Source organism: Saccharomonospora sp. NPDC046836, assembly GCF_040645195.1.
GTDB lineage: Bacteria > Actinomycetota > Actinomycetes > Mycobacteriales > Pseudonocardiaceae > Prauserella_A.
The window spans coordinates 1-25,170 of the sequence record NZ_JBEYXW010000004.1 but is presented as its reverse complement, the minus strand read 5'-3'; the positions used below and the strand labels follow the sequence as shown (position 1 = coordinate 25,170).

The window sequence follows — 25,170 nt, the reverse complement described above, 5'->3', positions numbered from 1 at the left end:
GGTAACGGGCCGTTCGGGGTGTCCTCTGGTTACGCGACGCCCGAGTCGGACGTCTGCGGGCCGGCCGCGGCGACGTCGTCGATCCGGTACCTGCGCGCGGCTTCGGCGACCTTCGCCTGGTCGAACTCGCCGCGCCGGGCGAGCATCGTCAGGACGCCGATCGTGATCGACTCGGCGTCGACAAGGAAGTGACGCCGCGCGGCGGGCCGGGTGTCGGAGAAGCCGAATCCGTCGGTCCCCAGCGTCAGCATGTCCGCGGGCACCCACGGCCGGATGAGGTCCGGCACGGACCGCATCCAGTCCGATACGGCCACGACCGGGCCGCGGGTGTCCTGCAGTGCCCGCGTCACGTACGGCACGCGCGGGGTGTCGTCGGCAGGGTGCAGGAAGTTGTCGCGGTCCACCTCGACGGCGTCCCGCCGCAGCTCCGTCCAGGACGTGGCCGACCACACCGCGGCACGCACGCCCCACTCGTCCGCCAGCAACCGCTGTGCGCGCAGCGCCTCGGGCATCGTGACGCCCGAGACCAGGATCTGTGCCTCGGGGCCGTCACCCGCCGGCGCCTCCGCGTAACGGTAGAGACCCTTCAGCAGGCCCTCGACGTCGAGGTTCTCCGGCTCGGCCGGCTGCTGGTAGGGCTCGTTGTAGACGGTCATGTAGTAGAAGATGTTCTCGCCGTTGCCGTCCGGGCCGGTCTCGCCGTACATCCGGCGCAGGCCGTCCCGCACGATGTGGGCGATCTCGAACGACCACGCCGGGTCGTAGGCCACCGCAGCCGGGTTGGTCGACGCCAGGAGGATCGAGTGGCCGTCGGCGTGCTGCAGGCCCTCACCGGTCAGCGTGGTGCGGCCCGCGGTGGCGCCGAGCACGAAGCCCCTCGCCATCTGGTCGGCCGCCGCGTACAGGCCGTCGCCGGTGCGCTGGAACCCGAACATCGAGTAGAAGATGTAGATCGGGATCATCGGCTCGCCGTGCGTGGCGTAGGACGTGCCGACAGCGGTGAAGGACGCCGTCGAACCGGCTTCGTTGATGCCCTCGTGCAGCAGCTGGCCGTGCTCGGACTCCTTGTACGCCAACATGAGGTTGGCGTCCACCGAGGTGTAGGTCTGGCCGTGCGGGTTGTAGATCTTGGCCGTGGGGAACATCGAGTCGAGGCCGAAGGTGCGTGCCTCGTCCGGGATGATCGGCACGATGCGGTTGCCGATCTCGGCGTCCTTGGCCAGCTCGCGCACGAGCCGCACGAACGCCATCGTCGTGGCGACCTCCTGCTTGCCGGAGCCCTTGCGGATGGCTTCGTACACCTTGTCGCCGGGCAGCACGAGCGCCTTGGCCTTGTTACCACGACGCTCCGGCAGGAACCCGCCGAGCGCCTTGCGCCTGCCGATCATGTACTCGATCTCCGCCGAGTCCTTGCCGGGGTGGTAGTACGGCGGCAGCTTCGGGTCGCGCTCGAGCTGCTCGTCGCTGACCGGGATGCGCTGGGCGTCCCGGAAGAGCTTGAGGTCGTCGAGCGTGAGCTTCTTCATCTGGTGTGTGGCGTTGCGGCCCTCGAACGCCGGGCCGAGGCCGTAGCCCTTGATCGTGTGGGCCAGGATCACGGTCGGCTGGCCGTGGTGCTCCATGGCCGCCTTGTACGCCGCGTACACCTTGCGGTAGTCGTGGCCGCCGCGCTTGAGGTTCCAGATCTCGGCGTCGGAAAGGTCCTTGACCAGGTCCTTGGTCCGCGGGTCGCGGCCGAAGAAGTGCTCGCGCACGTAGGCGCCGTCGTTGGCCTTGTAGGTCTGGTAGTCACCATCGGGCGTGACGTTCATCAGGTGCACCAGCGCGCCGTCGCGGTCGGCGTAGAGCAGCTTGTCCCATTCGCGGCCCCAGATGACCTTGATCACGTTCCAGCCCGCGCCCCGGAAGTAGGCCTCGAGCTCCTGGATGATCTTGCCGTTGCCGCGGACCGGGCCGTCCAGCCGCTGCAGGTTGCAGTTGATGACGAAGGTCAGGTTGTCCAGGCCCTCACCGGCCGCGACGTGGATCAGGCCGCGCGACTCCGGCTCGTCCATCTCGCCGTCGCCGAGGAACGCCCACACGTGCTGGTCGGCGGTGTCCCTGATGCCGCGGTCGTGCAGGTAGCGGTTGAACCGTGCCTGGTAGATGGCGTTCATCGGGCCGAGGCCCATGGAGACCGTGGGGTACTCCCAGAAGGCCGGCATCAGCCGCGGGTGCGGGTACGACGGTAGCCCGCCGCCCTCGCCGGCGTGCGAGAACTCCTGGCGGAAGCCGTCGAGCTGGTCCGCGGACAGCCTGCCCTCGAGGAACGCGCGCGCGTAGATACCGGGGGAGGCGTGGCCCTGGATGAAGATCTGGTCGCCGCCGCCGGAGTGGTCCTTGCCGCGGAAGAAGTGGTTGAAGCCGACCTCGTACAGAGCGGCCGAGGAGGCGTACGTGGAGATGTGCCCGCCGACACCGACACCGGGGCGCTGTGCCCGGTGCACCATGACCGCCGCGTTCCACCGGATGTAGGCCCGGTAGCGGCGCTCGATGTCCTCGTCACCCGGGAACCACGGCTCGTTCTCCGTGGGGATGGTGTTGACGTAGTCCGTCGCGGTGAGTGGCGGCACGCCCACGTTGCGTTCCCTGGCGCGTTCCAGCACCCTGAGCATCAGGTACCGCGCACGCTGCTGGCCACCCCGCGCGAGCGCCGCGTCGAAGGAGTCGAGCCATTCGGCTGTCTCCTCGGGGTCGATGTCGGGCAGGTGCGCCGCCAGTCCGTCACGGATGACGCGGACGCGCGCTGGGGCTCCCTGGCCGGGGGCGCCGTCGATGGCGCCGCGCCCGGCCTCGTTGTTCTGGGGGGCCAAGGGATCTCCTCGCCGATTGTCGCTTCGTTGTGTGCTTCCGCTGCCCAGCAGCAGCGCAGGCGCGACCCTCCGTAACTGCTACTGCACAGTAACGTCCGGAGTGCCCGCTGCGCCACGTTTGGCCAGTTGAAGCCCCAGATGGAGCTTCCCTCCCACCCTAGTTCAGAGTGGCTCAGAGCGGGACGCCGTAGCGGTCCCGCAGTGTCCGATTTCGCTCGCGTTTTCGCTGCCGTGGTCTTACCCTCCCGGACACGAGTTGCCGACGATCCGGTGTGGACGGTTGCGCCGTGCGCCGCGCCAGTGTTCGCTAAGCGCAACCGTGTACGAACGTGCGGGCGCCTCGCGCAACCGGGTGACGCCGCACACCGTTGTAGTTGGAGGAGTGAAAGTCGTGGTCGCCGCGGGAGACGCTGATCAGAGCAGCGTCGCCGAGAGGCTTGGGATCAAGCCGGACATGGTGGTCCAAGAGGTTGGCTGGGACGAGGACGTCGATGACGCTGTGCGCTCGGCCATCGAGGAACGTACCGGTACCGACTTGCTCGACGAGGACGCCGACGAGGTCATCGACGTGGTGCTGCTGTGGTGGCGGGACGGCGACGGAGACCTCGGCGATGCGCTGGTCGACGCGCGAGGGCCGCTGGATGAGAACGGCGTCATCTGGGTCCTGACCCCCAAGACCGGCCAGCCGGGGCACGTCGAGCCGAGCGAGATCGCCGAGGCGGTGCCCACCGTGGGGTTGTCGCAGACCTCCAACCTCAGCGTGGGCGAGGCCTGGAACGCGACCCGGCTGGTGCCGAGGTCGAAATCACGCCGGTAGCAGCCTGGCCCGACCGCAACGATCCCGCTTCGGCACGTTCCACCAGCGGAAACGGACTCACGAGCCCGTGTCGGGGCGATCGTGTGGTGCGTTGCGGATCAAGCCTTAGCCCAGGTGGGCGCGTGTGGCACACCCGCGCCCACGATAGGGTTGCCCGGCACGGAAATTTTGCAAGGCGGACGACCTAGCGGGAGGGAACTCGGTATGACGGTCGAGGTCGGTACCCAAGCCCCGGACTTCACGCTCAACGACTACAACAAGCAGGAAGTCACGCTGTCGTCGTTCCGGGGCGACAAGCCGGTACTGCTTGTGTTCTATCCGTTCGCGTTCAGCGGCATCTGCCAGGGCGAGCTGTGCCAGCTGCGGGACGAGTTCGCCGAGTACGACAACGAGGGGGTGCAGATCCTCGGCGTCTCGGTCGACACCCCGTTCTCGCTCAAGGCGTGGGCCGAGCAGCAGGGCTACCAGTTCCCGCTGCTGTCCGACTTCTGGCCACACGGTGACGTGGCGCAGAAGTACGGTGTGTTCAACGACAAGGCGGGCCTGGCGGTGCGCGGCACGTTCCTCATCGACAAGGAGGGCGTCGTCCGCTTCGCCGAGGTGAACCAGCCCGGTGAGGCGCGCGACCAGCAGGCCTGGAAGAAGGCTGTCGCCGAACTCGGCTGACATTGGTCGGCGGTGACACACACGCTTCGTGCCACCGCTGCAGGGCGCATAGCTCAGTGGAAGAGCACCTGCCTTACAAGCAGGGGGTCGCAGGTTCGAACCCTGCTGCGCCCACACATACCGTCTGACCGCGCCTGACGCGCGAGTCCCCCGCCCAGGTGCGCGAGTCCCCCGTTCTGGCGCGCGAGTTGCGCGCTGGGGTGCGTGAGTTGCGCGCTGGGGTGCGTGAGTTGCCCGCTCGGGTGCGCGAGTTGCGCGCTGGGGTGCGTGAGTTGCCCGCTCGGGCGCGCGAGTCCCCCGTTCTGGCGCGTGGGTCGCCCGCTAGGAGCCGAGGGGACTTGTGCACCGGTGCGGGAAAGTCGCTGACCGGACGGGACAACTCGCGGGCTGGACGGGGGGACTCGCGGACAGGGGCGGGCAACTCGCGGACCGGTACGGGCAACTCGCGGACCGGACGGGGGGACTCGCGGACGGGAGCGGGGGACTCGCCGGTCTGGGCGGGGGACTCGCGGACGGGAGCGGGGGACTCGCCGGCCTGGGCGGGGGACTCGCGCATTTGCGTCGGAGCGGTACCGTGGTCCACGTCTACTGGTGAGGCGATTATTCTCATATCCGCTGTCCAGGTATCCGGATTCCGAGCAGAGGTCTGACGTGGGCGTAGCTGGTGACGACCCGGATCGCGCCGCCGAGCGGCCGTTCATCGAGGACCTGCCGCTGTCCCTCTGGGAGCCGGCCAAGCCCGGCGACCCCGCCGACCCCGCCCCGCCGAAGAACCACCGACCCCGCCGCCCGCCATGGCGGCGCGCGTTGCCGATCGTGGTGTCCGTCGCGCTGGTCGCGGTCCTCGTGGTCGTCGTGACCGAGCTGCGCGGCCGCTCCGGCGACCCGGCGGACACCGAGCCGGGCCAGGCCGTCGGCGCACGCCAGGAACCGGCGCAGAGCCTGACGGACAACCGGCTACACCGCGCGGCAATCGCTCTGCCGCCGGTGACGTGCCACCTCCCCGAACTGGCCGGTGCGCAGGCGGCGCTGCACGCCTACTACACCGCCGAGATCGCGTGTCTCGACGCGGCATGGCGTCCCGCGCTGGAACAGTCCGGCGCCGCGTTCGCACCGGTTTCCGTCGAACTCGCCGACAATCCGGTGACCCAGTGCGGCGAGCTGCCCCCCGCTGCCGAGGCGACCGGCCTCTACTGCCACGCCGACGCCACGATCTACCTGCCGCGAGCCAGGGTGCTCGCCTCGCTCGGCCTCGGCACCGACGCCCACCTGGCGACCGTGGCCCACGAGTACGGCCACCACGTGCAGGAACTGGCCGGCATCCTCGATCTGGTCAACAGCGAGCTCTCCCGCTACGAGCCGGGCAGTGCGAAGGACCGCGAGCTGGGTAGGCGTGTCGAGCTGCAGGCCAACTGCTTCGCCGGACTGTTCCTGGCCAGCGCCGCCGGCAGGGGCGCGATCACCGCGGCCGACGCCAGGGCCGCGGTGGACGACTTCCGCAACTGGGTCGACAGCGAGAGCCACGGAACGAGTGAGGCGCAGCTGCGCTGGGCCAACACCGGCTTCACGGCCCGCACCGTCGCGGCCTGTGACACCTGGAATGCGCCGTCGGCGACAGTGGAATAGCCGCGCCCGGTAGCGCATGCTGACCGGATGGACACGCGGCTTTCCGAGGTGAGCCTGCCTGCCGGGCTCGCCACCGACGACGGCATCACCCTGGAGGAGCTGGCACTCGCCGCCCGCAACCACGGGATGCCGCTGGAGGCACTACGGCACGACCTCACCCCGCCGGGCCTGCACTACCTCCTCACGCACTACGACATCCCCGCCCTTGATCCGGTGAGCTGGCGGCTGTCCGTCACCGGGCTGGTCAGCACGCCGCTGGAGCTCACGCTGGACGACCTGCGGGCCCGCCCGGCGCGCACGGTGCGGGTGACCATGGAATGTGCCGGCAACGGCCGCGCGCACCTGCGGCCGCGACCGATCAGCCAGCCGTGGCTGGTGGAGGCTGTCGGCACCGCCGAGTGGACCGGGGTGCCACTGCGGGACGTGCTGGCCGACGCCGGCGTGGACGACACCGGGGTGGACGTGGTCTTCACCGGCGCCGACCACGGTGTCGAGCGGGGCGTGGAGCAGGACTACCAGCGTAGCCTCGCGCTGCCTGACGCCCTCCGGGACGAGGTGCTGCTCGCCTACGAGATGAACGGCATGCCGCTGCCGCCCCAGCACGGGTTCCCGCTGCGGCTGGTCGTCCCCGGCTGGTACGGCATGGCGCACGTGAAGTGGCTGCGTGCCGTCGAGATCGTCGACGAGCCGTTCACCGGTTTCCAGAACGCGGTCGCCTACCGCAGCAGGCAGACCGCCGACGAGCCGGGGGAACCGATCACGCACATCGCACCGCGGGCGCTGCTGATCCCGCCCGGCTTCCCGGATTTCCAGTCCCGCCACCGCATCGTGCGTCCCGGCAGGGTGGAGCTGGCAGGCCGTGCCTGGTCCGGCCGTGCCCCGCTGGCGAGTGTCGAGATCAGCACCGACGACGGCGTGACCTGGCGGGAGGCGACGCTGGCCGCCGACGACGGGCACCGGTGGGCATGGCGGCGCTGGAGCGCCACGTGGCAGGCCGAGCCAGGCCGGTACACCCTCGCCGTACGGGCAACCGACGCCGACGGCAACACGCAGCCGGAGGCCGAAGCGTGGAACCGTGGCGGCTTCGCCAACAACGCCGTTCATCGGGTGCCCGTGACCTGCCTGCCCTGATCAGGGCAGCGTCCGCAGCGGCCACAGTCTGCCGGTGGCGCTGTCGATGAGTGCCGTGCGCTGCACCTGCACCGTGAGCGGCAGTACCTCGTAGGCAACCACGGCGACCTGCGGAAGCAGCTCGGCGGGTGCCCTGGTCACCAGCGAGGAGTGTGGCAGCCAGCGGCCGATCTCGTAATGCCGGTGCACGAGAGCCCCCGTCGCGCGGGTCGCCTCGACGACGGCCTGCTGCCGTGGCACCAGGTCGGCTGGCACGGCCGGAACGAGCGACACCCGGCCGCGGCGGAACGCCACGACGGCGTCGAACGTGAGCTCGAAGGGACCACGATCGGCCAGCGCCTCCACGGCGGAACGCACCGCGTCCAGCTCCCAATCCAGCAGCACGACGTAGGACAGGTGGGGGTGGTGCCTGCCGTGCGTGTGCGTGGCCAGTGTCGGCACCCCGAGCTCCTCGAGCCGCACCCACAGCCGGCGAATGGCGCGTTCGGACCTGCTGTCGAACAGCACGCACACACCCAGGGCCACGCGCTCGACCGTAGCGCGCACAACCACGGTGACCGCGGTTTCACCGGGCACGGTGCCGGGTACGCGCACGGCAGATCCTGGACGCACCGTCGAGCAGGGAGGCGATCATGGATCGTCCGACGGAGACCCAACTACGTCCTGTGGGCCTGCAGCCCGCGCAGGTGCTCGCTGGTGTGGTCGGTCTGATCTTCCTGGTACTTGGCGTTGCCGGGCTCATCCGCACCGGGTTCGCCAACTTCCTCGCGGCCCAGCACGGCGAGCTGTGGGTGTTCACCGTCAACCCGCTGCACAACGTGGTCCACGTCGTCGTCGGTGTGCTGGGACTGTGCCTGGCACTGACGTCGGCGAGCGCGCGTGTCTACGGGTGGGTGCTGTTCGCCGGGTTCGGCGCGTTGTTCGTGTGGGGCCTGGCCGTCACCGGGGTGTTCGTCAGCAACCCGGTGTCCGGGTTGGGCAACACGCTCGCGCTCAACGCCGCGGACAACTGGCTGCACCTCGGCGGCGCGCTCCTCGGGCTGGTGATCGCGACCATGCCGGCCCGCAAGCGGGTGGTGTCGGCCGCCGAACCGGCACAACCGCAGCCGAGCACAGGCCAGGGTGACCGGCAGCGGCCCCTCTGGGGCGGCGGTGACGCCCACACCCCCGACCACCCGTAACTAACCGGCGACGAACGCGACCACGCACGTGATGTTGTCCGGCCCGCCGGCCTCGTTGGCGCGCTCGATCAGCTGTGCGACGGCCTCCTCGGGCGTCGCCGCGGATGACAGCAGCGTGCCGATCTCCTCGTCGGGCGTCACGTCGGTGAGTCCGTCCGAGCAGAGCAGGTACCGGTCGCCCGGCTCGGCGGTGTGCAGCGACAGGTCCGCCTCGGTGGGCGTGCCGGCCATCAGCGCCCGGATCAGCACGGACCGGCCGGGATGCGTGGCCGCCAGTTCCGCGGGCATCCGTCCCTCGTCGACGAGGGACTGGACCATCGTGTGGTCGCGGGTCAGCCTGCGCAGCTCGCCGGCACGGAGCAGATAGCCCCGCGAGTCGCCGATGTGCGCCAGGCCGAACGTGCTGCCGTCCCAGAGCATCGCGGTGAGCGTCGTGCCCATCCCGGCCAGGTCCGGGTCGGCCGACACCCGTTCGTTGAGGCGCGCGGCGGCATCGGCGACGCCTTCGTCGAGCTCCCGCAGCAGGTCGAGCTCCTCGTGATCCCGATCGGTCAGCCGCTTGTCGAGGTCGGCCATCGCCTCGACCGCGATCGCGCTGGCCACCTCACCGGCGGCGTGGCCGCCCATTCCGTCGGCGACGGCGAGCAGACGCGGGGTCGCGTAGGCGGAGTCCTCGTTCCCGCTACGCCGCCGGCCGACGTCCGAGCCCACGGCGTAGTGGAACTCGAGCGCCTCATCACGTGTCATGCGAGCAGTGAACCACTGGCAGCAGCGATTGACGACGTCTTTCAGGTCGTAAACTCGGCGCCGCCTGGGTGACGGCACGCCTGCGCTGTTTCGTCGGAGGCGCGGACTAGTGTGATGTCCTCGAGTTCGCGCGGAGCCGGCCGCGCAGGATCACCGCCATCACGGGAGGTTTTCGCTGGTGTCGAACGATTCCTTCGTCCACCTGCATGTGCACACCGAGTACTCGATGCTGGATGGTGCGGCGAAGATCGCTCCGTTGTTCGCCGAGGCGGCCCGGTTGGGGATGCCCGCCGTGGGGATGACCGACCACGGGAACATGTACGGGGCGGATGAGTTCTACCAGCAGGCGCGCAAGGCGGGGATCAAGCCGATCATCGGCATCGAGGCCTACATCGCGCCGGAGAGCCGATTCCACAAGAAGCCGGTGTTCTGGGGGCAGGCCAACCAGCGGGGCGCCGATGAGTTCGGTGAGGGCGGTGACGTCTCCGGTGGTGGCGCCTACACCCACATGACGATGCTGGCGGCCAACACGACGGGGCTGCGGAACCTGTTCAAGCTGTCGTCGCTGGCGAGCATTCAGGGGTACTACCGCAAGCCGCGAATGGACCGGGAGCTGATCGCCGAGAACGCCGAGGGCATCATCGCCACCACGGGTTGTCCATCGGGTGAGGTGCAGACCCGGTTGCGGTTGGGGCAGAAGGCCGAGGCGATCCAGGCGGCCTCGGACTACAAGGACATCTTCGGGGAGGGCAACTTCTTCCTGGAGCTGATGGATCACGGCCTGCCGATCGAGCGGTCGGTGCGTGAGGGGCTGCTGGAGATCGGCAAGCTGCTCGACCTGAAGCCGTTGGCGACCAACGACTCGCACTATGTGACGAAGGATCAGGCCGATTCGCATTCGGCGTTGCTGTGTGTGCAGTCGGGTAAGACGTTGTCGGACCCGAACCGGTTCAAGTTCGACGGGGATGGTTACTACCTGAAGTCAGCGGCGGACATGCGGGAGTACTGGGATGTCGAGGTGCCCGGTGCCGCCGACTCGACCCTGCTGATCGCTGAGCGCGTGGAGTCCTACGAGGACGTCTACACCCACAAGGACCGGATGCCGGTCTTCACGGTGCCGGACGGGCACGACGAGGCGTCCTGGCTGCGTGCCGAGGTGGACCGCGGCCTGACGTGGCGGTTCCCGGAGGGGGCGCCCGAGGGGTATCGCGAGCGGCTCGACATGGAGCTCGAGGTCGTCATCGGCAAGGGCTTCCCCGCCTACTTCCTCGTCGTCGCCGACCTCATCAACTACGCACGGCAGGTCGGCATCCGCGTCGGCCCCGGCCGTGGTTCCGCCGCCGGCTCGCTGGTCGCCTACGTCCTCGGCATCACGAACCTGGACCCGATCCCGCAGAAGCTGCTGTTCGAGCGGTTCCTCAACCCTGAGCGTATGTCGATGCCCGATATCGACATCGACTTCGACGACCGCCGTCGCGGCGAGATGATCCGCTACGCGACGGAGAAGTACGGCGCCGAGAAGGTCGCCCAGGTCATCACCTTCGGCACCATCAAGACGAAGGCCGCGATCAAGGACTCGGCGCGCGTGCATTTCGGCCAGCCGGGCTACTCGATCGCCGACAAGATCTCCAAGGCGCTGCCGCCGCCGATCATGGCCAAGGACATCCCGTTGTCCGGCATCGTCGATCCCCAGCACGAGCGTTACGGGGAGGCGGCCGAGGTGCGGTCGCTGGTCGAGACCGATGCCGAGGTCAAGACGATCTTCGACACGGCCCGCGGCATTGAGGGGCTGATCCGGAACGCGGGTGTGCATGCCTGCGCGGTGATCATGTCCAGTGAGCCGTTGGTGGACGCGATCCCGCTGTGGCAGCGCGACGACGGTTCGATCATCACCGGGTGGGACTACCCGTCGTGTGAAGCGATCGGGCTGTTGAAGATGGACTTCCTCGGTCTGCGCAACCTGACCGTCATCGGTGACGCGATCGACAACATCAAGGCCAACCGCGGCATCGACATCGACCTCGACACCCTCGGCACCGACGATCCGGAGACCTACAAGCTGCTTTCCCGCGGTGACACGCTGGGTGTGTTCCAGCTGGACGGCGGCCCGATGCGGGATCTCCTCCGCCGGATGCAGCCGACGGTGTTCGACGACATCGTGGCAGTCGGTGCGCTGTACCGACCTGGCCCGATGGGCATGAACGCCCACAACGACTACGCCGACCGGAAGAACAACCGGCAGCAGGTCAAGCCGATTCACCCCCAGCTGGAAGAACCCCTGAAGGAGATCCTGGCCGACACCTACGGCCTGATCGTCTATCAGGAGCAGATCATGCACATCGGCCAGAAGGTGGCCGGGTACTCGATGGGCCGCGCGGATGTGCTCCGCCGCGCGATGGGCAAGAAGAAGCAGGAAGTCCTGGAGAAGGAGTTCGAGGGCTTCGAGGCAGGCATGCGGGCCAGCGATCTCGTTCCGGGCGGCTTTTCGCCCGAGGCGATCAAGGCGCTGTGGGACACGATTCTGCCGTTCGCCGGGTACGCATTCAACAAGAGTCACGCCGCTGCCTACGGGTTGATCTCGTACTGGACCGCGTACCTGAAGGCGAACTACACGGCGGAGTACATGGCGGCGTTGCTGACGTCGGTGGGGGACAACAAGGACAAGTCGGCGGTGTACCTGTCGGAGTGTCGCCGGCTGGGCATCAAGGTGCTGCCGCCGGATGTGAACGAGTCGGGGCAGCGGTTCGCCGCCGTGGGGGACGACATCCGCTTCGGGCTGGGTGCGGTGCGTAACGTCGGCGCGAACGTGGTGGAGTCGATCATCGCTTCCCGGGAGGGCAAGGGGAAGTACTGCTCGTTCACGGAGTTCCTGGACAAGTCCGAGCTGGTGGTGTGTAACAAGCGGGTGCTGGAGTCGCTGATCAAGGCGGGGGCGTTCGACTCGCTGGGCAACACCCGGTTGTCGATGGTGCAGCAGCACGAGGACGCCGTCGAGGCCGTGGTGCCGCTCAAGCGGCAGGAGGCGATGGGGCAGTTCGACCTGTTCGGTGGGGGTGAGGACACCGAGCCGGCGGCCTCGTCCTCGCCGTTGGCGCACCTGAAGTTCGGGACGGAGGAGTACCCGCGCAAGCAGCTGCTGGCTTATGAGCGGGAGATGCTGGGGTTGTACGTGTCGGCCCATCCGCTGGATGGGGCGGAGCGGGTGTTGCGCAAGCACGCGAAACGGCCGATCGCGGCGGTGCTGGCGGATCCGCCGCGGGAGGGTGAGATCGAGATCGCGGGGTTGATCACGTCGCTGGAGCGGCGCGTCAACAAGAAGGGTGAGCCCTGGGCGATCTGCACCGTGGAGGACATGGACGCCGCGCTGGAGGTGCTGTTCTTCCCCAAGTCGTATGCGTTGTTCTCCGCTGATCTGGTGGAGGACAACGCGGTGGTGGTCAAGGGCCGGGTGAACTGGCGCGAGGACAAGATGTCGGTCTTCGGCGGCGGTCTGGTGCCCCTCGACCTTTCCGACGTCGCGCTGGGAGAAGAAGAACCGCCCCTCATGCTCCTCGCCGCCGCGGAGAAGCTGGACCACGGTGTCGTGACCGAGCTCAAGCAGACGTTGCAGGCGCACCGCGGCGACACCCCGGTGCGGTTGAAGCTGGTGGGCAAGCAGCGCGCGACCGTGTTCGAGCTCTACGACTACCCGGTCAAGGTCAGCTCGATGCTGATCGGTGAGCTCAAGGGCATTCCCGGCATCACGGCAAGCACCTGAGCCTGCCTTCGCGTCGCCGGTCCGTTCGCGCGGTCGCGAGCGGGCCGGGGCGCGCTCTTACGGTGGATGGGTGACCTCTGCGGACACGGACACCTACCAGCCCGACCCCCGCCGGTGGCGCGCGCTGGCCGTCACCCTCACCGCAGGATTCATGACGCTGCTCGACGTGAGCATCGTCAACGTCGCGCTGCCGTCGATCCAGCATGGCCTCGGTGCGTCCGTCGCCGTAGCGCAGTGGGTGGTATCCGGTTACGCCCTCGCCTTCGGGCTCGTCCTCGTCGCGGGTGGCCGGCTGGGGGACTCGCTGGGTAGACGGCGCATGTTCCTCATCGCGCTGACGGCGTTCATCGCGACGAGCGCGATTGCCGGAGCCTCCGTCAACGAGACGATGCTCGTCGGGGCCCGCCTGCTGCAGGGCATCGCCGCCGGGATGCTCACGCCGCAGAACACGGGCCTCATCCAGGACCTGTTCCGGGGTGCCGAGCGCGGCAGGGCATTCGGCATGTTCGGCGCCACGGTCGGGATCTCCACCGCGGTCGGGCCGGTGCTGGGTGGGCTGATCATCGCGGCCTTCGGCGCCGAGACCGGCTGGCGCTGGGTCTTCTACGTCAACGTGCCCATCGGCATCGTCGCGCTCGTGCTGGCCGCGCGGCTGCTGCCGCAGGCCCCGCGGCGCCGTCAGTCGCTGCGCTCCCAGCTGGACTTTCCCGGCATCGTGTTGCTCGGCCTCACCGTCTTCGGCATCATGCTGCCGCTGGTACAGGCCGAGCAGGGCGGGCTGGCGCGGCTGTGGTGGCTCTTCCCCATCGCGGTCGCGTGCGGTGCCGCCTTCGTCTGGTGGGAAAGGCGCATGGTCGACAGGGGCGGTGCGCCGCTGGTCGACCTCCGGCTGTTCACCGCGACGCCCGGCTATCCCGCCGGTGCCACGATCGGTTCCGTCTACTTCTGCGGGTTCGCCGGGATGTGGCTGGTGTTCGCGCTGTTCTTCCAGCAGGGACTCGGGTACTCGCCGCTGGCGTCGGGGCTCCTGGTGACGCCGTTCGCGCTCGGCTCCGCGGTCTCGGCGGCGGTCGGGGGCAGGCTCGTGGCGCACTGGGGACGGCGGCTCACGGTCACCGGGCTGGTCCTGGTCGCGGTGGGACTGGCTCTGGTGGCGCTGCTGGTGCCGCTCGTACCGAGCTCCGCCATCGGGTACGCGGTCGCGGGCCCGTTGCTCCTCGCCGGGATCGGTGGCGGCATGGTCATCGCGCCGAACACCACGCTGACCCTCGACCGCGTACCGACCCGGATGGCCGGCGTGGCCGGTGGTGCGCTGCAGACCGGCCAGCGGCTCGGCACGGCGCTCGGGGTCGCCGTACTGGCATCGGTGTACGAGGCCGTTGTCCACTCGCCAGGCGTGCATTACCAGGCCGGGCTGTCGGCCGCGCTGCTGTGCGCGCTCGGGTTCATCCTGCTCGCCTTGGTGCTCGCGATCATCGACGCCCACCGGCATCCTCACCGACGACTATCCGGGAAAGCACGCAGCGTGAGGGGCACTGGTCCATTGGAGTGACGTTTAGCGGTGCTGGCTGGTGTTACGCAGAGCAACCAGGTAGACGTTACAAGTGCCTTCTGTGAGAGTTTCAGCTACCTAGCGTGGCAGTTCGGTGGGAGATCCGGGGATGGGACCGAATACCGAGTTTGCGCGCTGAATACACAGAGTGACCTCTCATAAACGGCGTTGTCGACGGCCGCGGGGGACCGCGCGGTAACGCGAAGGCAACCACCCGGGTGGGCCCCAGCAAGGTAGGGGACGGGGCCCGCCCTGGGTGGCCCGTTCACGGTCACACGAGGGCGGGGAGCACGTCGCTCAGCGGGCCGCGCAGCACGGCGGAAGCGCAGCTGTCGTAGGGCGTTTCCGAGGCGTTGCACACGATCACCGTGGCGCCGGCGCCCGCTGCGATGCCGACCAGGCCTGCCGCGGGCTGCACGGTGAGGGAGCTGCCGGCGACGAGCATCAGGTCGCACCACAGGGCTCCCGTGCGGGCGCGGTCCAGCACCTCGGCGTCCAGCGCCTGGCCGAACGAGATCGTCGCCGATTTCAGGATGCCGCCGCACGCGCGGCATGGCGGGTCGCTCTCGCCCGCACGTACCCGTTGCAACGCCTCCTGCATGTCGCGGCGATCGCCGCAGCCGAGGCACACGGTGTCGAACATCGTGCCGTGCAGCTCGATCACGCGGTCCGGGTCGGAGCCTGCCTTCTGGTGCAGCCGGTCGATGTTCTGCGTGATGATCGCGTGCAGGCGGCCGCCGCGTTCCAGGTCGACGAGCGCGCGGTGCGCGGCATTCGGTTCGGCCAGCCAGCCGGGATGCCCGGTGCGGGCTCGCCAGCTCTCTTCCCTGACCTCCTTGCTGGAGATGTAGGCCTGCAGGTTGGATAGGCGTTCGGCAGCGGGGTTCCTCGTCCACAACCCGTTGGGTCCGCGGAAGTCGGGGATGCCCGAGTCGGTGGACACGCCGGCGCCCGTCAGCGCGACGATGCGGCCGGCGGAGGCCACCAGATCGCGTGCCCGGCCCAGGTCCTCGGCGGTGTCCATGCGGTCCATGATGCCTCCCCCGAGGCGGTCACCTCAGCGCCGAGCCCGCCTGCCAGTCCTGCCAGGACAGTGCCCAGTCGCCGTAGAGGTCCCACACCGGTAGCTGGGGCCCGCCCGAGTTCGTCACCTCGACGACGTCGCCGAGGCCGAAGTGGTCGAAGAACCACTTCGCGTTGTCGGCGTTGAGGTTGATGCAGCCGTGTGAGACGTTCGTATTGCCCTGTGCGCTCACGCTGGCCGGGTTCTCGTGCACGAACTCGCCGTCGTTGGAGATCCGCAGGGACCACCGCTCATCGGAGCGGTAGTACTCCGGGTTGCCGGGGCAGACGCCGTAGGTGCAGGAGTCCATGGTGAAGACGGCGTGCTTCTCCGAGATCACGTGCGGGCCCAGATGTGTCGGTGTCGAGTCCTTGCCCATCGAGATCGGCATGGTCTTCACCGGGCTGCCATTGTGGTAAATGGTCATCTGCACGGCGTTGCCATCGGCTTTCGCGATCCAGGAATCGTGCACGTGGTAGGTCTCCGTGCGATCTTCCGCGCCGTAGACCCCATTGCCGAAATTGACTCCGTACACTTTCGCGCTCACTGTCAGTGTGGTTCCCGGCTGCCAGTACTGCTGGGGCCGGTAGTGCGCGTGCTGGTCGTCGATCCAGTACCAGCTGCCCTCCTGTGCGGGCTGGGAGACTACGGAGAGTTGTCGTTCGACAGCTGCCTTGTCCTGCACGGGCGCGGTGAACTGGAAGACGATCGGCTGGCCGACACCGATGCCGGTACCCGCCACCGCGTCGGGGGCAGGGATGAGGTTGGGCTCCGCCCGCTTTTGCGGCTCCAGAGTGCCGATGGTGCTCTCCTGCCGCACTTTCCTGCCGTCACTGCTCACTGCTGTTGCGGTGACCCGGTAGGTGCTGCCGTAGCCGAGCGGTTCGTTGGTCGTCCAGGCGGCCTTGCCCGCATCGAACGCACCCGTCACCGTGGCCGAGGTCGCGGCGTTGACCATCGAGACATCGGTGAGTGCGCCACCGGCAGCACGCACGGTGACGGGCGTGATCGGGCTGGTGTTCGTCTCTCCGGCCTCGCTGATGCTGACCGTCACCGGTTGTGAACCGGATGCCGGGGCCGCTGCGCAGCTTGCCGTCGTGCAGGAAGCGAGCGCCAGCGTGATTATTCCGGCGAAAAGTAATGACTTCTTGGGAATCATTTTGTCCCTGTTTGGTATTTGTCCAGCTTCATTCTGGCGAAAGTGTACGGAATGGGTTCGGGTGCTCCTGCCGTCTTGCGGCTTTCGCATCGGCTACCGATGAGTAACACTGGATGTGATGGACATGCCGTGCCGACGAGTGCGAGGAGGGGCCAATGGTGGCGCAACCGCACGTGACGGAGAAGGAAGCCAGGGCTGTCGCGGAGGAGGCCAGGGAGAGCGGCTGGCGTAAGCCCTCGTTTGCCAAGGAGCTCTATCTCGGCCGATTCCGGCTGGATCTGGTGCATCCCCATCCGAAGGCGGACCCGCAGGACGCGGCCAGGGCGGAGCGGTTCCTCGCGAAGCTGCGGGAGTACTGCGAAACCCTCGACCCCGCCGTGATCGAGCGGGAGGCCCGCATTCCGGACGAGTACGTCAAGGGCCTGGCCGAGCTCGGGTGTTTCGGTATCAAGATTCCCGAGTCCTACGGCGGCCTCGGACTCACACAGGTCGCCTACAACCAGGCGCTCATGCTGGTCGGCTCCGTGCACTCCACGCTGGGCGTGCTGCTGTCGGCGCACCAGTCGATCGGCGTTCCCGAACCGCTCAAGCTCGCTGGGACCCCGGAGCAGAAGGCGCGGTTCCTGCCCCGGTGTGCCAAGGGCGCCGTGTCGGCGTTCCTGCTCACCGAGCCCGACGTCGGCTCCGACCCCGCACGGCTCGCCACCGCGGCGGTGCCCGTCGAGGACGGCGCGGCCTACGAGCTGGACGGCGTGAAGCTGTGGACCACCAACGGGGTCGTCGCCGAACTGCTGGTCGTCATGGCGCGGGTGCCGAAGAGCGACGGACACCGAGGCGGTGTCACGGCCTTCGTCATCGAGGCCGACTCACCGGGCGTCACCGTGGAGCGTCGCAACGAGTTCATGGGCCTGCGCGGCATCGAGAACGGCGTCACCCGCTTCCACCGGGTCCGGGTGCCGATGGAGAACATGATCGGCGGTGAGGGTCAGGGGCTCCGCATTGCACTGGCCACGCTCAACACCGGACGGCTGTCGGTGCCTGCGGGCTGCACCGGTGCGGCGAAATGGTCGCTGAAGATCGCGCGGGAATGGTCCGCCGAGCGGGTGCAGTGGGGCAAGCCGATCGGCAGGCACGAGGCGGTCGCCAGCAAGATCGCGTTCATCGCGGCGACGACCTACGCTCTCGACGCCGTGGTGGAGCTGTCCGCGCACATGGCCGACGAGGGGCGCAACGACATCCGCATCGAGGCGGCGCTGGCGAAGCTGTGGGCCAGCGAGATGTCCTGCGTGGTGGCCGACGAGCTGGTGCAGATCCGCGGCGGCCGTGGCTACGAGACGGCCGAGTCGCTGGCGGCCAGGGGAGAGCGCGCCGTTCCCGCCGAGCAACTGCTGCGTGATCTGCGCATCAACCGCATCTTCGAGGGCTCCTCGGAGATCATGCGGTTGCTCATCGCGCGGGAGGCGGTCGACGCGCACCTGGCGGCCGCGGGCGACCTCGCCAACGCCGAGGCCGATCTGCGGCGCAAGGCGGGTGCTGCGGCGAAGGCCAGCGGCTTCTACGCGAAGTGGCTGCCCCAGCTCGTCACCGGAAGGGGACAGGTGCCGACGTCGTACCGGGAGTTCGGCAGGCTGGCCACGCACCTGCGGTTCGTCGAGCGGGCGGCACGCAGGCTGGCGCGCTCCACGTTCTACGGCATGGCGCGCTGGCAGGCGGGGCTGGAGCGGCGGCAGGGCTTCCTCGGCCGGATCGTCGACATCGGGGCCGAGCTGTTCGCCATGGCAGCCGCCTGCGTTCGCGCCGAGATGCAGCGCACTGAGGACGCCGGCCAGGGCGCGGCGGCCTACGCGCTCGCCGACGTGTTCTGCCGGCAGGCGCGGTTGCGGGTCGAGCGGCTGTTCGACGCGTTGTGGAGCAACACCGACGCCGTCGACACCCAGCTCGCGAAGGCGGTGCTGGGCGGCCGTGTCAGCTGGCTCGAGGACGGTGTGCTCGATCCGAGCGAGGGCACCGGACCGTGGATCGGCGACTGGCACAACGGCGCCTCGACCGCCGAGAACGTCGCGCGCCGCTACCTCCCATCGACCCGCTAGGAGGGCGCCGATAAAGCGGGAGCCTTGGGAACGTCAGCCCTGGGAGGTGGTGGACTCGTCCTCGGCGGCGGGCTGCGCGGGCGCGAGTGCCTTGCGGCGCTTGTACCGGATGAAGAAGAACAGGCCGACCACCGCCAGCACGGCGAGCACGATCATGCCCCCGGTGCTCAGCACGTCCTCGGCGCGCTTGGCGGCCTCGCCGAGTGCGGCCCCGAGGCTGATGTGCAGCAGTGACCAGCTCGCCGCACCGGCGACCACCGCGGGCAGGAACTTGCGGTACGGCAGGCCGGAGGTGCCTGCCGCCGCGGGGGTCAGCGTGCGCACCACCGGCAGGAAGCGAGCGAAGAACACGGCCCAGGCACCGCGCCGCTGAAGGATCCCGGTCGCCTTGTCCCATGCCTCGGTGCCGTAGCGCTGGATGAGCTTGGTGTCGCGCAGTCGAGGACCGAAGCGCTTGCCGATGGCGTACCCGATCGAGTCACCGACGGCCGCGCAGACGGTGACGACGATCCAGAGGGTGATGAAGCGCGGGAACGTGGTGGCCGTGGTCGCGGCGATCAGCAGCCCGGACTCGCCGGGTGCGATGAAGCCGAGCCCGATCGTGCATTCGAGCAGGACCAGCAGGCCTGTCGCACCGACCAGTGCCGGTTGCGGCAGGCTTTGCAGCCAGTTCAGCACGTCAGTGACCACGCGTCTCCCCTTGCCTGTCTTCCCCTACGGCGTGTATTGCGGTCGACCATAGCGGTCCCGTACCCGGCCGTGCTCGGGGTTCCCCCCTATATCCTCCCTGACTTCTAGGACTGCCTCGCCAGCACGCTGCTGGCCTCCTGTGCCGCGGGCGAGGCCGCCGCGAGGTGGCTGAGGTTGTCCGGCAGCGGCTCGCCACGGTGCGCCTTCGTCTGCGCATAAAGCTTGCCCGCGCGGTAGGACGAGCGGACCAGCGGACCGGCCATGACACCGGCGAAGCCGAGCGCCTCGGCCACTTTCGTGTGCTCGACGAACTCCTCGGGCCGCACCCAGCGGTCCACCGGGTGGTGCCGGACGGAGGGCCGCAGGTACTGGGTGATCGTGAGGATCTCGCACCCGGCGTCCACCAGGTCGCGCATGGCGGGCTCGACCTCCTCCGGCGTCTCGCCCATGCCCAGGATCAGGTTCGACTTGGTGACCAGCCCGGCTTCGCGGGCGCGGGTGATGACCTCCAGCGAGCGGGCGTAGCGGAACCCGGGCCGGATGCTCTTGAAGATGCGCGGCACGGTCTCGACGTTGTGCGCCAGCACCTCCGGCCGGGAGCTGAACACCTCGGCTAGCTGGTCCGGGTCGGCGTTGAAGTCGGGGATGAGCAGCTCCACGCCGGTACCCGGGTTGAGAGCGTGGATCTGGCGGACGGTCTCGGCGTAGAGCCAGGCGCCACCGTCGGGCAGGTCGTCGCGGGCGACGCCGGTCACGGTCGAGTAGCGCAGGCCCATGGCCTGCACGCTCTCGGCGACGCGACGCGGCTCGTCACGGTCGAGCGCGGCGGGCTTACCGGTGTCGATCTGGCAGAAGTCGCAACGCCGGGTGCACTGGTCACCGCCGATCAGGAAGGTGGCCTCACGGTCTTCCCAGCATTCGTAGATGTTGGGGCAGCCGGCTTCCTCGCAGACGGTGTGCAGGCCTTCGCGGCGCACCAGGCCCTTCAGTTCCGTGAACTCGGGACCCATACGGGCACGGGTCTTGATCCACGACGGCTTCTTCTCGATCGGGGTCTGGCTGTTGCGAACCTCCAGGCGCAGCAGCTTCCGACCCTCCGGCACGACAGTCACGGCCCCAGCGTACGCCCTGCCGATACGGCGACGAGGTCACGAAGGATCGGGCGTGACCTCGGTAACCAGCTCATGCGGTGGGTGCGAGCCTGTGCAGCAGCCGGCCGACGGGGTTGGCCTTGCGGGCGGAGGGCCGCGCGGTGCGGGCACGCAGCAGCGAGACGAATGCGCTGCCGATCCGGGTGACGTCCTCGCGCGGCTCGTGCGGCTCGGCCAGTGCCGCGGTGACCGCCAGCATCCGCAGCTCGGCCTCGTATGCCTCGCGCAGGGCCGGGCACCGCTCGATGTTGGCGTCGAGCACAGAGCGCAGGGTCGCATTGTCGTAGGCCGCGGTTCGCCAGGCACGCGACACCGCGTCGACATGGTCGCGTTCACCCCGACCGGGCACGCCATCGGCGTCCTCCGGACCCGCGACCTCGGCGCGCAGCCGGCCGCTGAGCACCTGTGTCCACTTGTACTGCAGTGCGAGCAGCAGGTGCTCCTCGCTGCCGAAGGTCTCCGCGGCTCCGTCGACGTCGGCGAATGGCAGTGGCGTGTCCGGTTCCTGCCGTGCCCGCCGCAGCACGTCCTCGATGATGTCGCGCCTGCGGTAGAAGTCGTTCCAGCTCATGGCCTGATCCCCTTGCCGTGTCACGGTGCATACCGCAGGTTTGCGGCATACCGCGGGTACGGATCTGACGCCAACAACATACCACCGGTATGTGGAGGTGTTGCCCGCGTAGAGTTGTGAGGGTGGCGACAGTGAGGTCCAGGCGAGAAGACTATTCGGAGTCCACCAGGGCGGCCCTCGTCGACAGCGCGGTCCTGCTGTTCACCGAACGCGGTTACGCAGGAACCTCACTCGAGGAGATCGCCCGGCGAGCCAGGGTGACGAAAGGCGCGCTGTACCACCACTTCGCTGGCAAGCAGGCGGTGTTCGAGGCGGCTTTCGATGCGGTGGAAACCGAGGTCAAGGGGCGCCTGGAGAAGATACTCAGCGGTCCGGAGAAACCGTGGGACCGAGCACTGAACGGCTTGCGTGCGTTCATCTCCAGCTGCCTCGATCCGGCGTACCAGCGCATCGCGATCCACGAGGCGCCGGTGGTGATGGGCTGGCAGCGGTGGCGGGAGGCCGAGGACCGCTACAGCTTCGGCCTGATCCGCTCCGCTTTGCAGGACCTGATCGATGCCGGCGAGATCGTGCCGGTACCGGTCGAGGTCACCTCCCGGCTGCTGTTCGGGGCCCTGTCCAGCGCCGCCACCGAGATCGCGGGCTCACCCGATCCGCAGGAGGTCGGCGCGCAGGTCGAAGCGGTCATCGTTAGCCTGCTGCATCAGGTGCGTGCGGGTAACTAGGCTCCTGTGCGTGGAACTGAGGATCTTCACTGAGCCCCAGCAGGGCGCGAGCTACGACGATTTGCTGCGGGTCGCCAAAGCGACCGAGGACAACGGTTTCGACGCCTTCTTCCGGTCCGACCACTTCCTGAAAATGGGGTCGGCGTCCGGGCTGCCCGGACCGACCGATGCCTGGATCACGCTGGCCGGGCTGGCCAGGGAGACGTCGCGCATCCGGCTCGGCACACTGGTCTCCGCCGCGACCTTCCGGCACCCCTCGGTGCTGGCGATCTCGGTGGCCCAGGTGGACCAGATGTCCGGCGGCCGTGTCGAGTTCGGACTGGGCTCCGGCTGGTACGCCGACGAGCACACCGCGTACGGCATCCCGCTGCCGGAGCTGAAGGAGCGTTTCGACCTCTACGCCGAGCAGCTGGCGATCATCACCGGGCTGTGGGAGACGCAGGAGGGCGAGACGTTCTCCTTCTCGGGCACGCACTACACGCTCACCGACTCGCCCGCGTTGCCGAAGCCGGCACAGCGACCGCGGCCGCCGGTGATCCTCGGCGGGATGGGCAAGAAGCGCACACCGGAACTGGCGGCGCGCTTCGCCGACGAGTTCAACCTCCCCTTCGCCGACCCCGACTCGGCGGTCGCCCAGTTCGCGCGGGTGGACGAGGCCGCGACGGCAGCGGGCCGGGACCCGAAGGAGATCGTCCGCTCGACGGCGCAGGTCGTTGCCGTCGGCCGGGACGAGGCGGAGTTCACGCGGCGGGCGGAGGCCATCGGGCGGCACCCGTCCGAGCTGCGGGAGAACGGCCTCGCCGGTTCGCCTAACGAGGTGATCGACAAGATCGGCCGCTGGCGGGAGCAGACCGGGGTGTCCCGGTTGTACCTGCAGGTGCTCGATCTGTCCGATTTGGACCACCTTGACCTGATCGCGGCGGAGATCGCTCCCCAGCTGGATTGAGCCACACTGTGGAGGGACCGCTCACTGGTTCTGCAGCGCGAAGGTGACGCCGGGGGCGTTCGGCGCCTCCTGGCGGGGAAGCCAGCGGTCCTCGCGCACCGGGAGCTCCCCGTCGAGTGCCGCGAGCACGGCGTCGCGGGCCAGCGGCAGCGCCTCGGCGACCGTGACCTCGCGATCCAGCTCGGCCGACAGCGAGGTCACCCCGGCGTCGCTGATGCCGCACGGCACGATCTTGTCGAACGCGCCGAGATCGGCGTTGCAGTTGAGCTCGAAGCCGTGCATCGTCACGCCCCGCTGCACGCGGATGCCGATCGCGGCGATCTTGCGTTCGGGGCCGCGGTCGTCGGCCGGCAGCCAAACACCGCTGCGCCCCTCGACCCGGCCGGTGTGCACGCCCAGCTGTTCACACACCCGGATCAGCGCCTCCTCGATGCGCCGCACGTAATGCACGACATCGATCGGGTCCGTGAGCTTCACGATCGGGTACCCCACCAGCTGGCCCGGCCCGTGCCAGGTGATCCGGCCACCCCGGTCGACGTCGATCACCGGTGTGCCGTCGGTTGGCCGGTCCTCCGGCTGCGTGCGCTTGCCCGCCGTGTACACCGAGGGGTGCTCCAGCAGCAGCATCGTGTCCGGACCACGCTCGTCGGCGCGTGCTTCCACGTACTCGCGTTGCAGGTCCCAGGCCTGGACGTAGTCGATCGTCCCGATCTCCCTGACGTCGACGGCATCGCTGGTGGCGCGGCAGGACCCACTCACTCTGGCAGTCACGCAGACGAGGCTACGCCGCGCGTAGGCGGGAGTCGTAGCGCGGCGGCGGCCAGTAGCCCGGCGCCGCCCACCGCGAGTATGCCGCCGACGGTGTCGGTCACCCAGTGCACGTTCAGCACGATCCGGCTCGCCGCGCACAGCAGCGTTGCCACCACCGCGATCCGTGCCGCGAGCGTGACGGCATGCGGCGCCAGCACCGCGCACAGCACCACGATGGCGAAGCCGGTGCTCGCCACCGAGACGACATGCCCGCTGGGGTAGGCGAAATCGGGGAACACGCGTGGCCGCTCCCGCGCGAAGAGCGGCTTGGTCGCCCAGCTCGTCGCGCGGCACACCACGAGCAGCGCCAGGACCCGCAGCAGCACGCCGGTCCGCGCGTGATCACCGCGCCACCACGTCACGGCGGCCGCGACCGCGAGCCCCACGGCCAGCACGATCGGCAGGATCGGGCCGAGTACGGCACTCACGACGCCGGCGACCACACCCGCCGGCTCGTGCACCTCGTCGCGCATGGCAGTGGCGAGGAAGGCGTCCAGCTGGTCCGGACCGCTCCGGACCAGCAACCCGAGCGCAATGAACGCGGCCAGCAGAACCGCACCCAGCGTGACGGTGCGGCGCGTGGTCACAGCACCGCGGCGAGTGCGCCGTCGAGATCGGGGTGGCGGAAGCCGAAGCCGGCGTCGAGGAGCCGATGTGGCACGGCCCGGGGCCCGGTGAGGATCATTTCCTCGGCGGCCTCACCGAGCGCGATGCGCAGTGCCATACCCGGTACCCGCCACGGCGCAGGCCGATGCATCGCGCGGCCGAGCGAGCGGACGAACTCGGCATTGGTGACCGGTCGCGGTGCGGTGAGGTTGACCGCACCGGAGATCTCGGCGTGTTCGAGCACGAACCGCGCCGCCTCCAGGTGGTCCGGCAGGCTGATCCACGGCATGTACTGCCTGCCGTCGCCGAACCGGGCGCCGAGACCGAGCCGGAACAGTGGCCTGAGCGGTCCGAGCAGCCCACCCTTGCCGGACAACACGGGCGCGGTCCGCAGCAGCACCACGCGGGCACCGGCGTGCGCGGCGGGTGCTGTCGCCGCCTCCCACGCGGTGCACAGCTCGGCGAGGAAACCGCCTCCGGCGGGGGCGGACTCGTCGACCTCGGCATCGCCCATGGGGCCGTAGTAGTTGATGCCCGAGGCGTTGACCAGCACCGGCACGCCATGTTCGGCAACGGCCTCGGCAAGCACCTCGGTGGGTTCGATCCGGCTGTCGATGAGCAGCTGCTTGCGGGCCGCGCTCCAGCGACCCGGCGCCAGCGGCGCACCGCAGAGGTTGACCACGGCGCCGACTCCGTCGAAGGCACCTTCGTCGATCCGGCCCGCCGGCGGGTCCCAGCTGTACTCTTCGGCAGCGCGCGTGTCGCGGCGTACCAGCCGCCGCACCTCGTGGCCTGCTTCGCGCAGCCGCGGCACGAGCGCGCTACCGAGGAACCCGCTGGCACCAGCGACCAGAACCCGCATACGGTCCACCTTAAAGACATAAAAGGACGGGGCGCCCACCCGCAGGTGGACGCCCCGTCATGTCACGGTTCTCAGAGCGCGTCTGAGAACCATCGCGTACCGGCTGCGCGGTGCCCAGATGGCGCCTCGCCGCGTTGTCGTCAGTCACCATGACTCCGTCATGGCTCC

22 protein-coding genes and 1 tRNA gene are annotated in these 25,170 nt (G+C 69.1%); 12 read left to right on the top strand and 11 right to left on the bottom strand.

What is annotated here, in order from left to right:
* Window positions 1-29: 29 nt before the first annotated feature.
* Entirely contained in the window at window positions 30-2,852 is a 2,823-nt protein-coding gene (gene aceE, locus ABZ863_RS06770) for a pyruvate dehydrogenase (acetyl-transferring), homodimeric type (RefSeq protein WP_358531850.1), read from the bottom strand.
* Window positions 2,853-3,243: 391 nt separating this feature from the next.
* Between aceE and ABZ863_RS06765 the strand changes: the two genes are divergently transcribed.
* The 5 genes from ABZ863_RS06765 to ABZ863_RS06745 all read left to right on the top strand — a co-directional run bounded on the left by ABZ863_RS06765 (window position 3,244) and on the right by ABZ863_RS06745 (window position 7,092).
* Window positions 3,244-3,669, top strand: a complete 426-nt coding sequence (locus tag ABZ863_RS06765) for a DUF3052 domain-containing protein (protein WP_358531848.1) — start codon at window positions 3,244-3,246, stop codon at window positions 3,667-3,669.
* 204 nt (window positions 3,670-3,873) lie between these two features.
* Window positions 3,874-4,335: a peroxiredoxin gene (locus tag ABZ863_RS06760; RefSeq protein WP_358531846.1), complete on the top strand. Its 462-nt coding sequence runs from the start codon at window positions 3,874-3,876 to the stop codon at window positions 4,333-4,335.
* Between the two features lie 42 nt (window positions 4,336-4,377).
* Window positions 4,378-4,449, top strand: a tRNA-Val gene (locus tag ABZ863_RS06755).
* A gap of 537 nt (window positions 4,450-4,986) precedes the next feature.
* A complete protein-coding gene (locus ABZ863_RS06750) occupies window positions 4,987-5,961 on the top strand; it encodes a neutral zinc metallopeptidase (protein WP_358531844.1) in 975 nt (324 codons plus the stop codon).
* A 27-nt stretch (window positions 5,962-5,988) separates the two neighbouring features.
* Window positions 5,989-7,092: a sulfite oxidase gene (locus ABZ863_RS06745; protein ID WP_358531842.1), complete on the top strand. Its 1,104-nt coding sequence runs from the start codon at window positions 5,989-5,991 to the stop codon at window positions 7,090-7,092.
* Here ABZ863_RS06745 and ABZ863_RS06740 read toward each other — a convergent pair whose 3' ends face one another.
* The gene (locus ABZ863_RS06740) at window positions 7,093-7,617 is read right to left on the bottom strand and encodes a 2'-5' RNA ligase family protein (RefSeq protein WP_358532394.1); all 525 of its coding nucleotides are present in this window, start codon (window positions 7,615-7,617) and stop codon (window positions 7,093-7,095) included. It lies immediately after the preceding gene.
* A gap of 107 nt (window positions 7,618-7,724) precedes the next feature.
* On the opposite strand from ABZ863_RS06740, the gene ABZ863_RS06735 reads away from it, so the two are divergent.
* A complete protein-coding gene (locus ABZ863_RS06735; protein ID WP_358531840.1) occupies window positions 7,725-8,273 on the top strand; it encodes a DUF4383 domain-containing protein in 549 nt (182 codons plus the stop codon).
* Here the strand turns inward: ABZ863_RS06735 and ABZ863_RS06730 are convergent, their stop codons facing one another.
* Entirely contained in the window at window positions 8,274-9,020 is a 747-nt protein-coding gene (locus ABZ863_RS06730) for a protein phosphatase 2C domain-containing protein (RefSeq protein WP_358531838.1), read from the bottom strand.
* Between the two features lie 178 nt (window positions 9,021-9,198).
* Between ABZ863_RS06730 and dnaE the strand changes: the two genes are divergently transcribed.
* Both dnaE and ABZ863_RS06720 read left to right on the top strand, forming a co-directional pair.
* Window positions 9,199-12,777: a DNA polymerase III subunit alpha gene (dnaE, locus tag ABZ863_RS06725; protein ID WP_358531836.1), complete on the top strand. Its 3,579-nt coding sequence runs from the start codon at window positions 9,199-9,201 to the stop codon at window positions 12,775-12,777.
* Window positions 12,778-12,847: 70 nt separating this feature from the next.
* A complete protein-coding gene (locus tag ABZ863_RS06720) occupies window positions 12,848-14,329 on the top strand; it encodes an MFS transporter (protein WP_358531835.1) in 1,482 nt (493 codons plus the stop codon).
* A 271-nt stretch (window positions 14,330-14,600) separates the two neighbouring features.
* Here ABZ863_RS06720 and ABZ863_RS06715 read toward each other — a convergent pair whose 3' ends face one another.
* A complete protein-coding gene (locus tag ABZ863_RS06715) occupies window positions 14,601-15,362 on the bottom strand; it encodes a Sir2 family NAD-dependent protein deacetylase (protein ID WP_358531833.1) in 762 nt (253 codons plus the stop codon).
* 19 nt (window positions 15,363-15,381) lie between these two features.
* Entirely contained in the window at window positions 15,382-16,386 is a 1,005-nt protein-coding gene (locus ABZ863_RS06710; RefSeq protein WP_358531831.1) for an Ig-like domain-containing protein, read from the bottom strand.
* Between the two features lie 10 nt (window positions 16,387-16,396).
* Here ABZ863_RS06710 and ABZ863_RS06705 point away from each other — a divergent pair, with 10 nt between their 5' ends.
* Together ABZ863_RS06705 and ABZ863_RS06700 are read left to right on the top strand one after the other, a co-directional pair.
* Window positions 16,397-16,654 carry a hypothetical protein gene (locus ABZ863_RS06705; protein ID WP_358531829.1) on the top strand — a complete coding sequence of 86 codons (258 nt, stop codon included), beginning with the start codon at window positions 16,397-16,399 and terminating at the stop codon, window positions 16,652-16,654.
* 52 nt (window positions 16,655-16,706) lie between these two features.
* The gene (locus tag ABZ863_RS06700; RefSeq protein ID WP_358531827.1) at window positions 16,707-18,641 is read left to right on the top strand and encodes an acyl-CoA dehydrogenase family protein; all 1,935 of its coding nucleotides are present in this window, start codon (window positions 16,707-16,709) and stop codon (window positions 18,639-18,641) included.
* Between the two features lie 33 nt (window positions 18,642-18,674).
* Here ABZ863_RS06700 and ABZ863_RS06695 read toward each other — a convergent pair whose 3' ends face one another.
* The 3 genes from ABZ863_RS06695 to ABZ863_RS06685 all read right to left on the bottom strand — a co-directional run bounded on the left by ABZ863_RS06695 (window position 18,675) and on the right by ABZ863_RS06685 (window position 21,053).
* Entirely contained in the window at window positions 18,675-19,331 is a 657-nt protein-coding gene (locus tag ABZ863_RS06695) for a DedA family protein (RefSeq protein ID WP_358531825.1), read from the bottom strand.
* 104 nt (window positions 19,332-19,435) lie between these two features.
* The gene (gene lipA, locus ABZ863_RS06690) at window positions 19,436-20,443 is read right to left on the bottom strand and encodes a lipoyl synthase (protein WP_358531823.1); all 1,008 of its coding nucleotides are present in this window, start codon (window positions 20,441-20,443) and stop codon (window positions 19,436-19,438) included.
* Between the two features lie 70 nt (window positions 20,444-20,513).
* The gene (locus ABZ863_RS06685) at window positions 20,514-21,053 is read right to left on the bottom strand and encodes a hypothetical protein (RefSeq protein ID WP_358531821.1); all 540 of its coding nucleotides are present in this window, start codon (window positions 21,051-21,053) and stop codon (window positions 20,514-20,516) included.
* Window positions 21,054-21,184: 131 nt separating this feature from the next.
* On the opposite strand from ABZ863_RS06685, the gene ABZ863_RS06680 reads away from it, so the two are divergent.
* Together ABZ863_RS06680 and ABZ863_RS06675 are read left to right on the top strand one after the other, a co-directional pair.
* Complete coding sequence (locus ABZ863_RS06680; protein ID WP_358531819.1) at window positions 21,185-21,778, top strand: TetR/AcrR family transcriptional regulator; 594 nt, start codon at window positions 21,185-21,187, stop codon at window positions 21,776-21,778.
* 10 nt (window positions 21,779-21,788) lie between these two features.
* Window positions 21,789-22,724: an LLM class F420-dependent oxidoreductase gene (locus ABZ863_RS06675; protein WP_358531817.1), complete on the top strand. Its 936-nt coding sequence runs from the start codon at window positions 21,789-21,791 to the stop codon at window positions 22,722-22,724.
* A gap of 21 nt (window positions 22,725-22,745) precedes the next feature.
* Here the strand turns inward: ABZ863_RS06675 and lipB are convergent, their stop codons facing one another.
* The 3 genes from lipB to ABZ863_RS06660 are packed head-to-tail and all read right to left on the bottom strand — an operon-like array spanning window position 22,746 to window position 25,002.
* Window positions 22,746-23,495, bottom strand: a complete 750-nt coding sequence (lipB, locus tag ABZ863_RS06670) for a lipoyl(octanoyl) transferase LipB (RefSeq protein ID WP_358531815.1) — start codon at window positions 23,493-23,495, stop codon at window positions 22,746-22,748.
* On the bottom strand, window positions 23,492-24,121 hold the full coding sequence (locus ABZ863_RS06665) for a phosphatase PAP2 family protein (protein WP_358531813.1): 630 nt from the start codon (window positions 24,119-24,121) through the stop codon (window positions 23,492-23,494). Before ABZ863_RS06665 ends, lipB begins: the two co-directional genes overlap by 4 nt.
* Window positions 24,118-25,002 (bottom strand): TIGR01777 family oxidoreductase, encoded by an 885-nt coding sequence (locus tag ABZ863_RS06660; protein WP_358531811.1) that lies wholly within the window; start codon window positions 25,000-25,002, stop codon window positions 24,118-24,120. Before ABZ863_RS06660 ends, ABZ863_RS06665 begins: the two co-directional genes overlap by 4 nt.
* Window positions 25,003-25,170 lie beyond the last annotated feature (168 nt).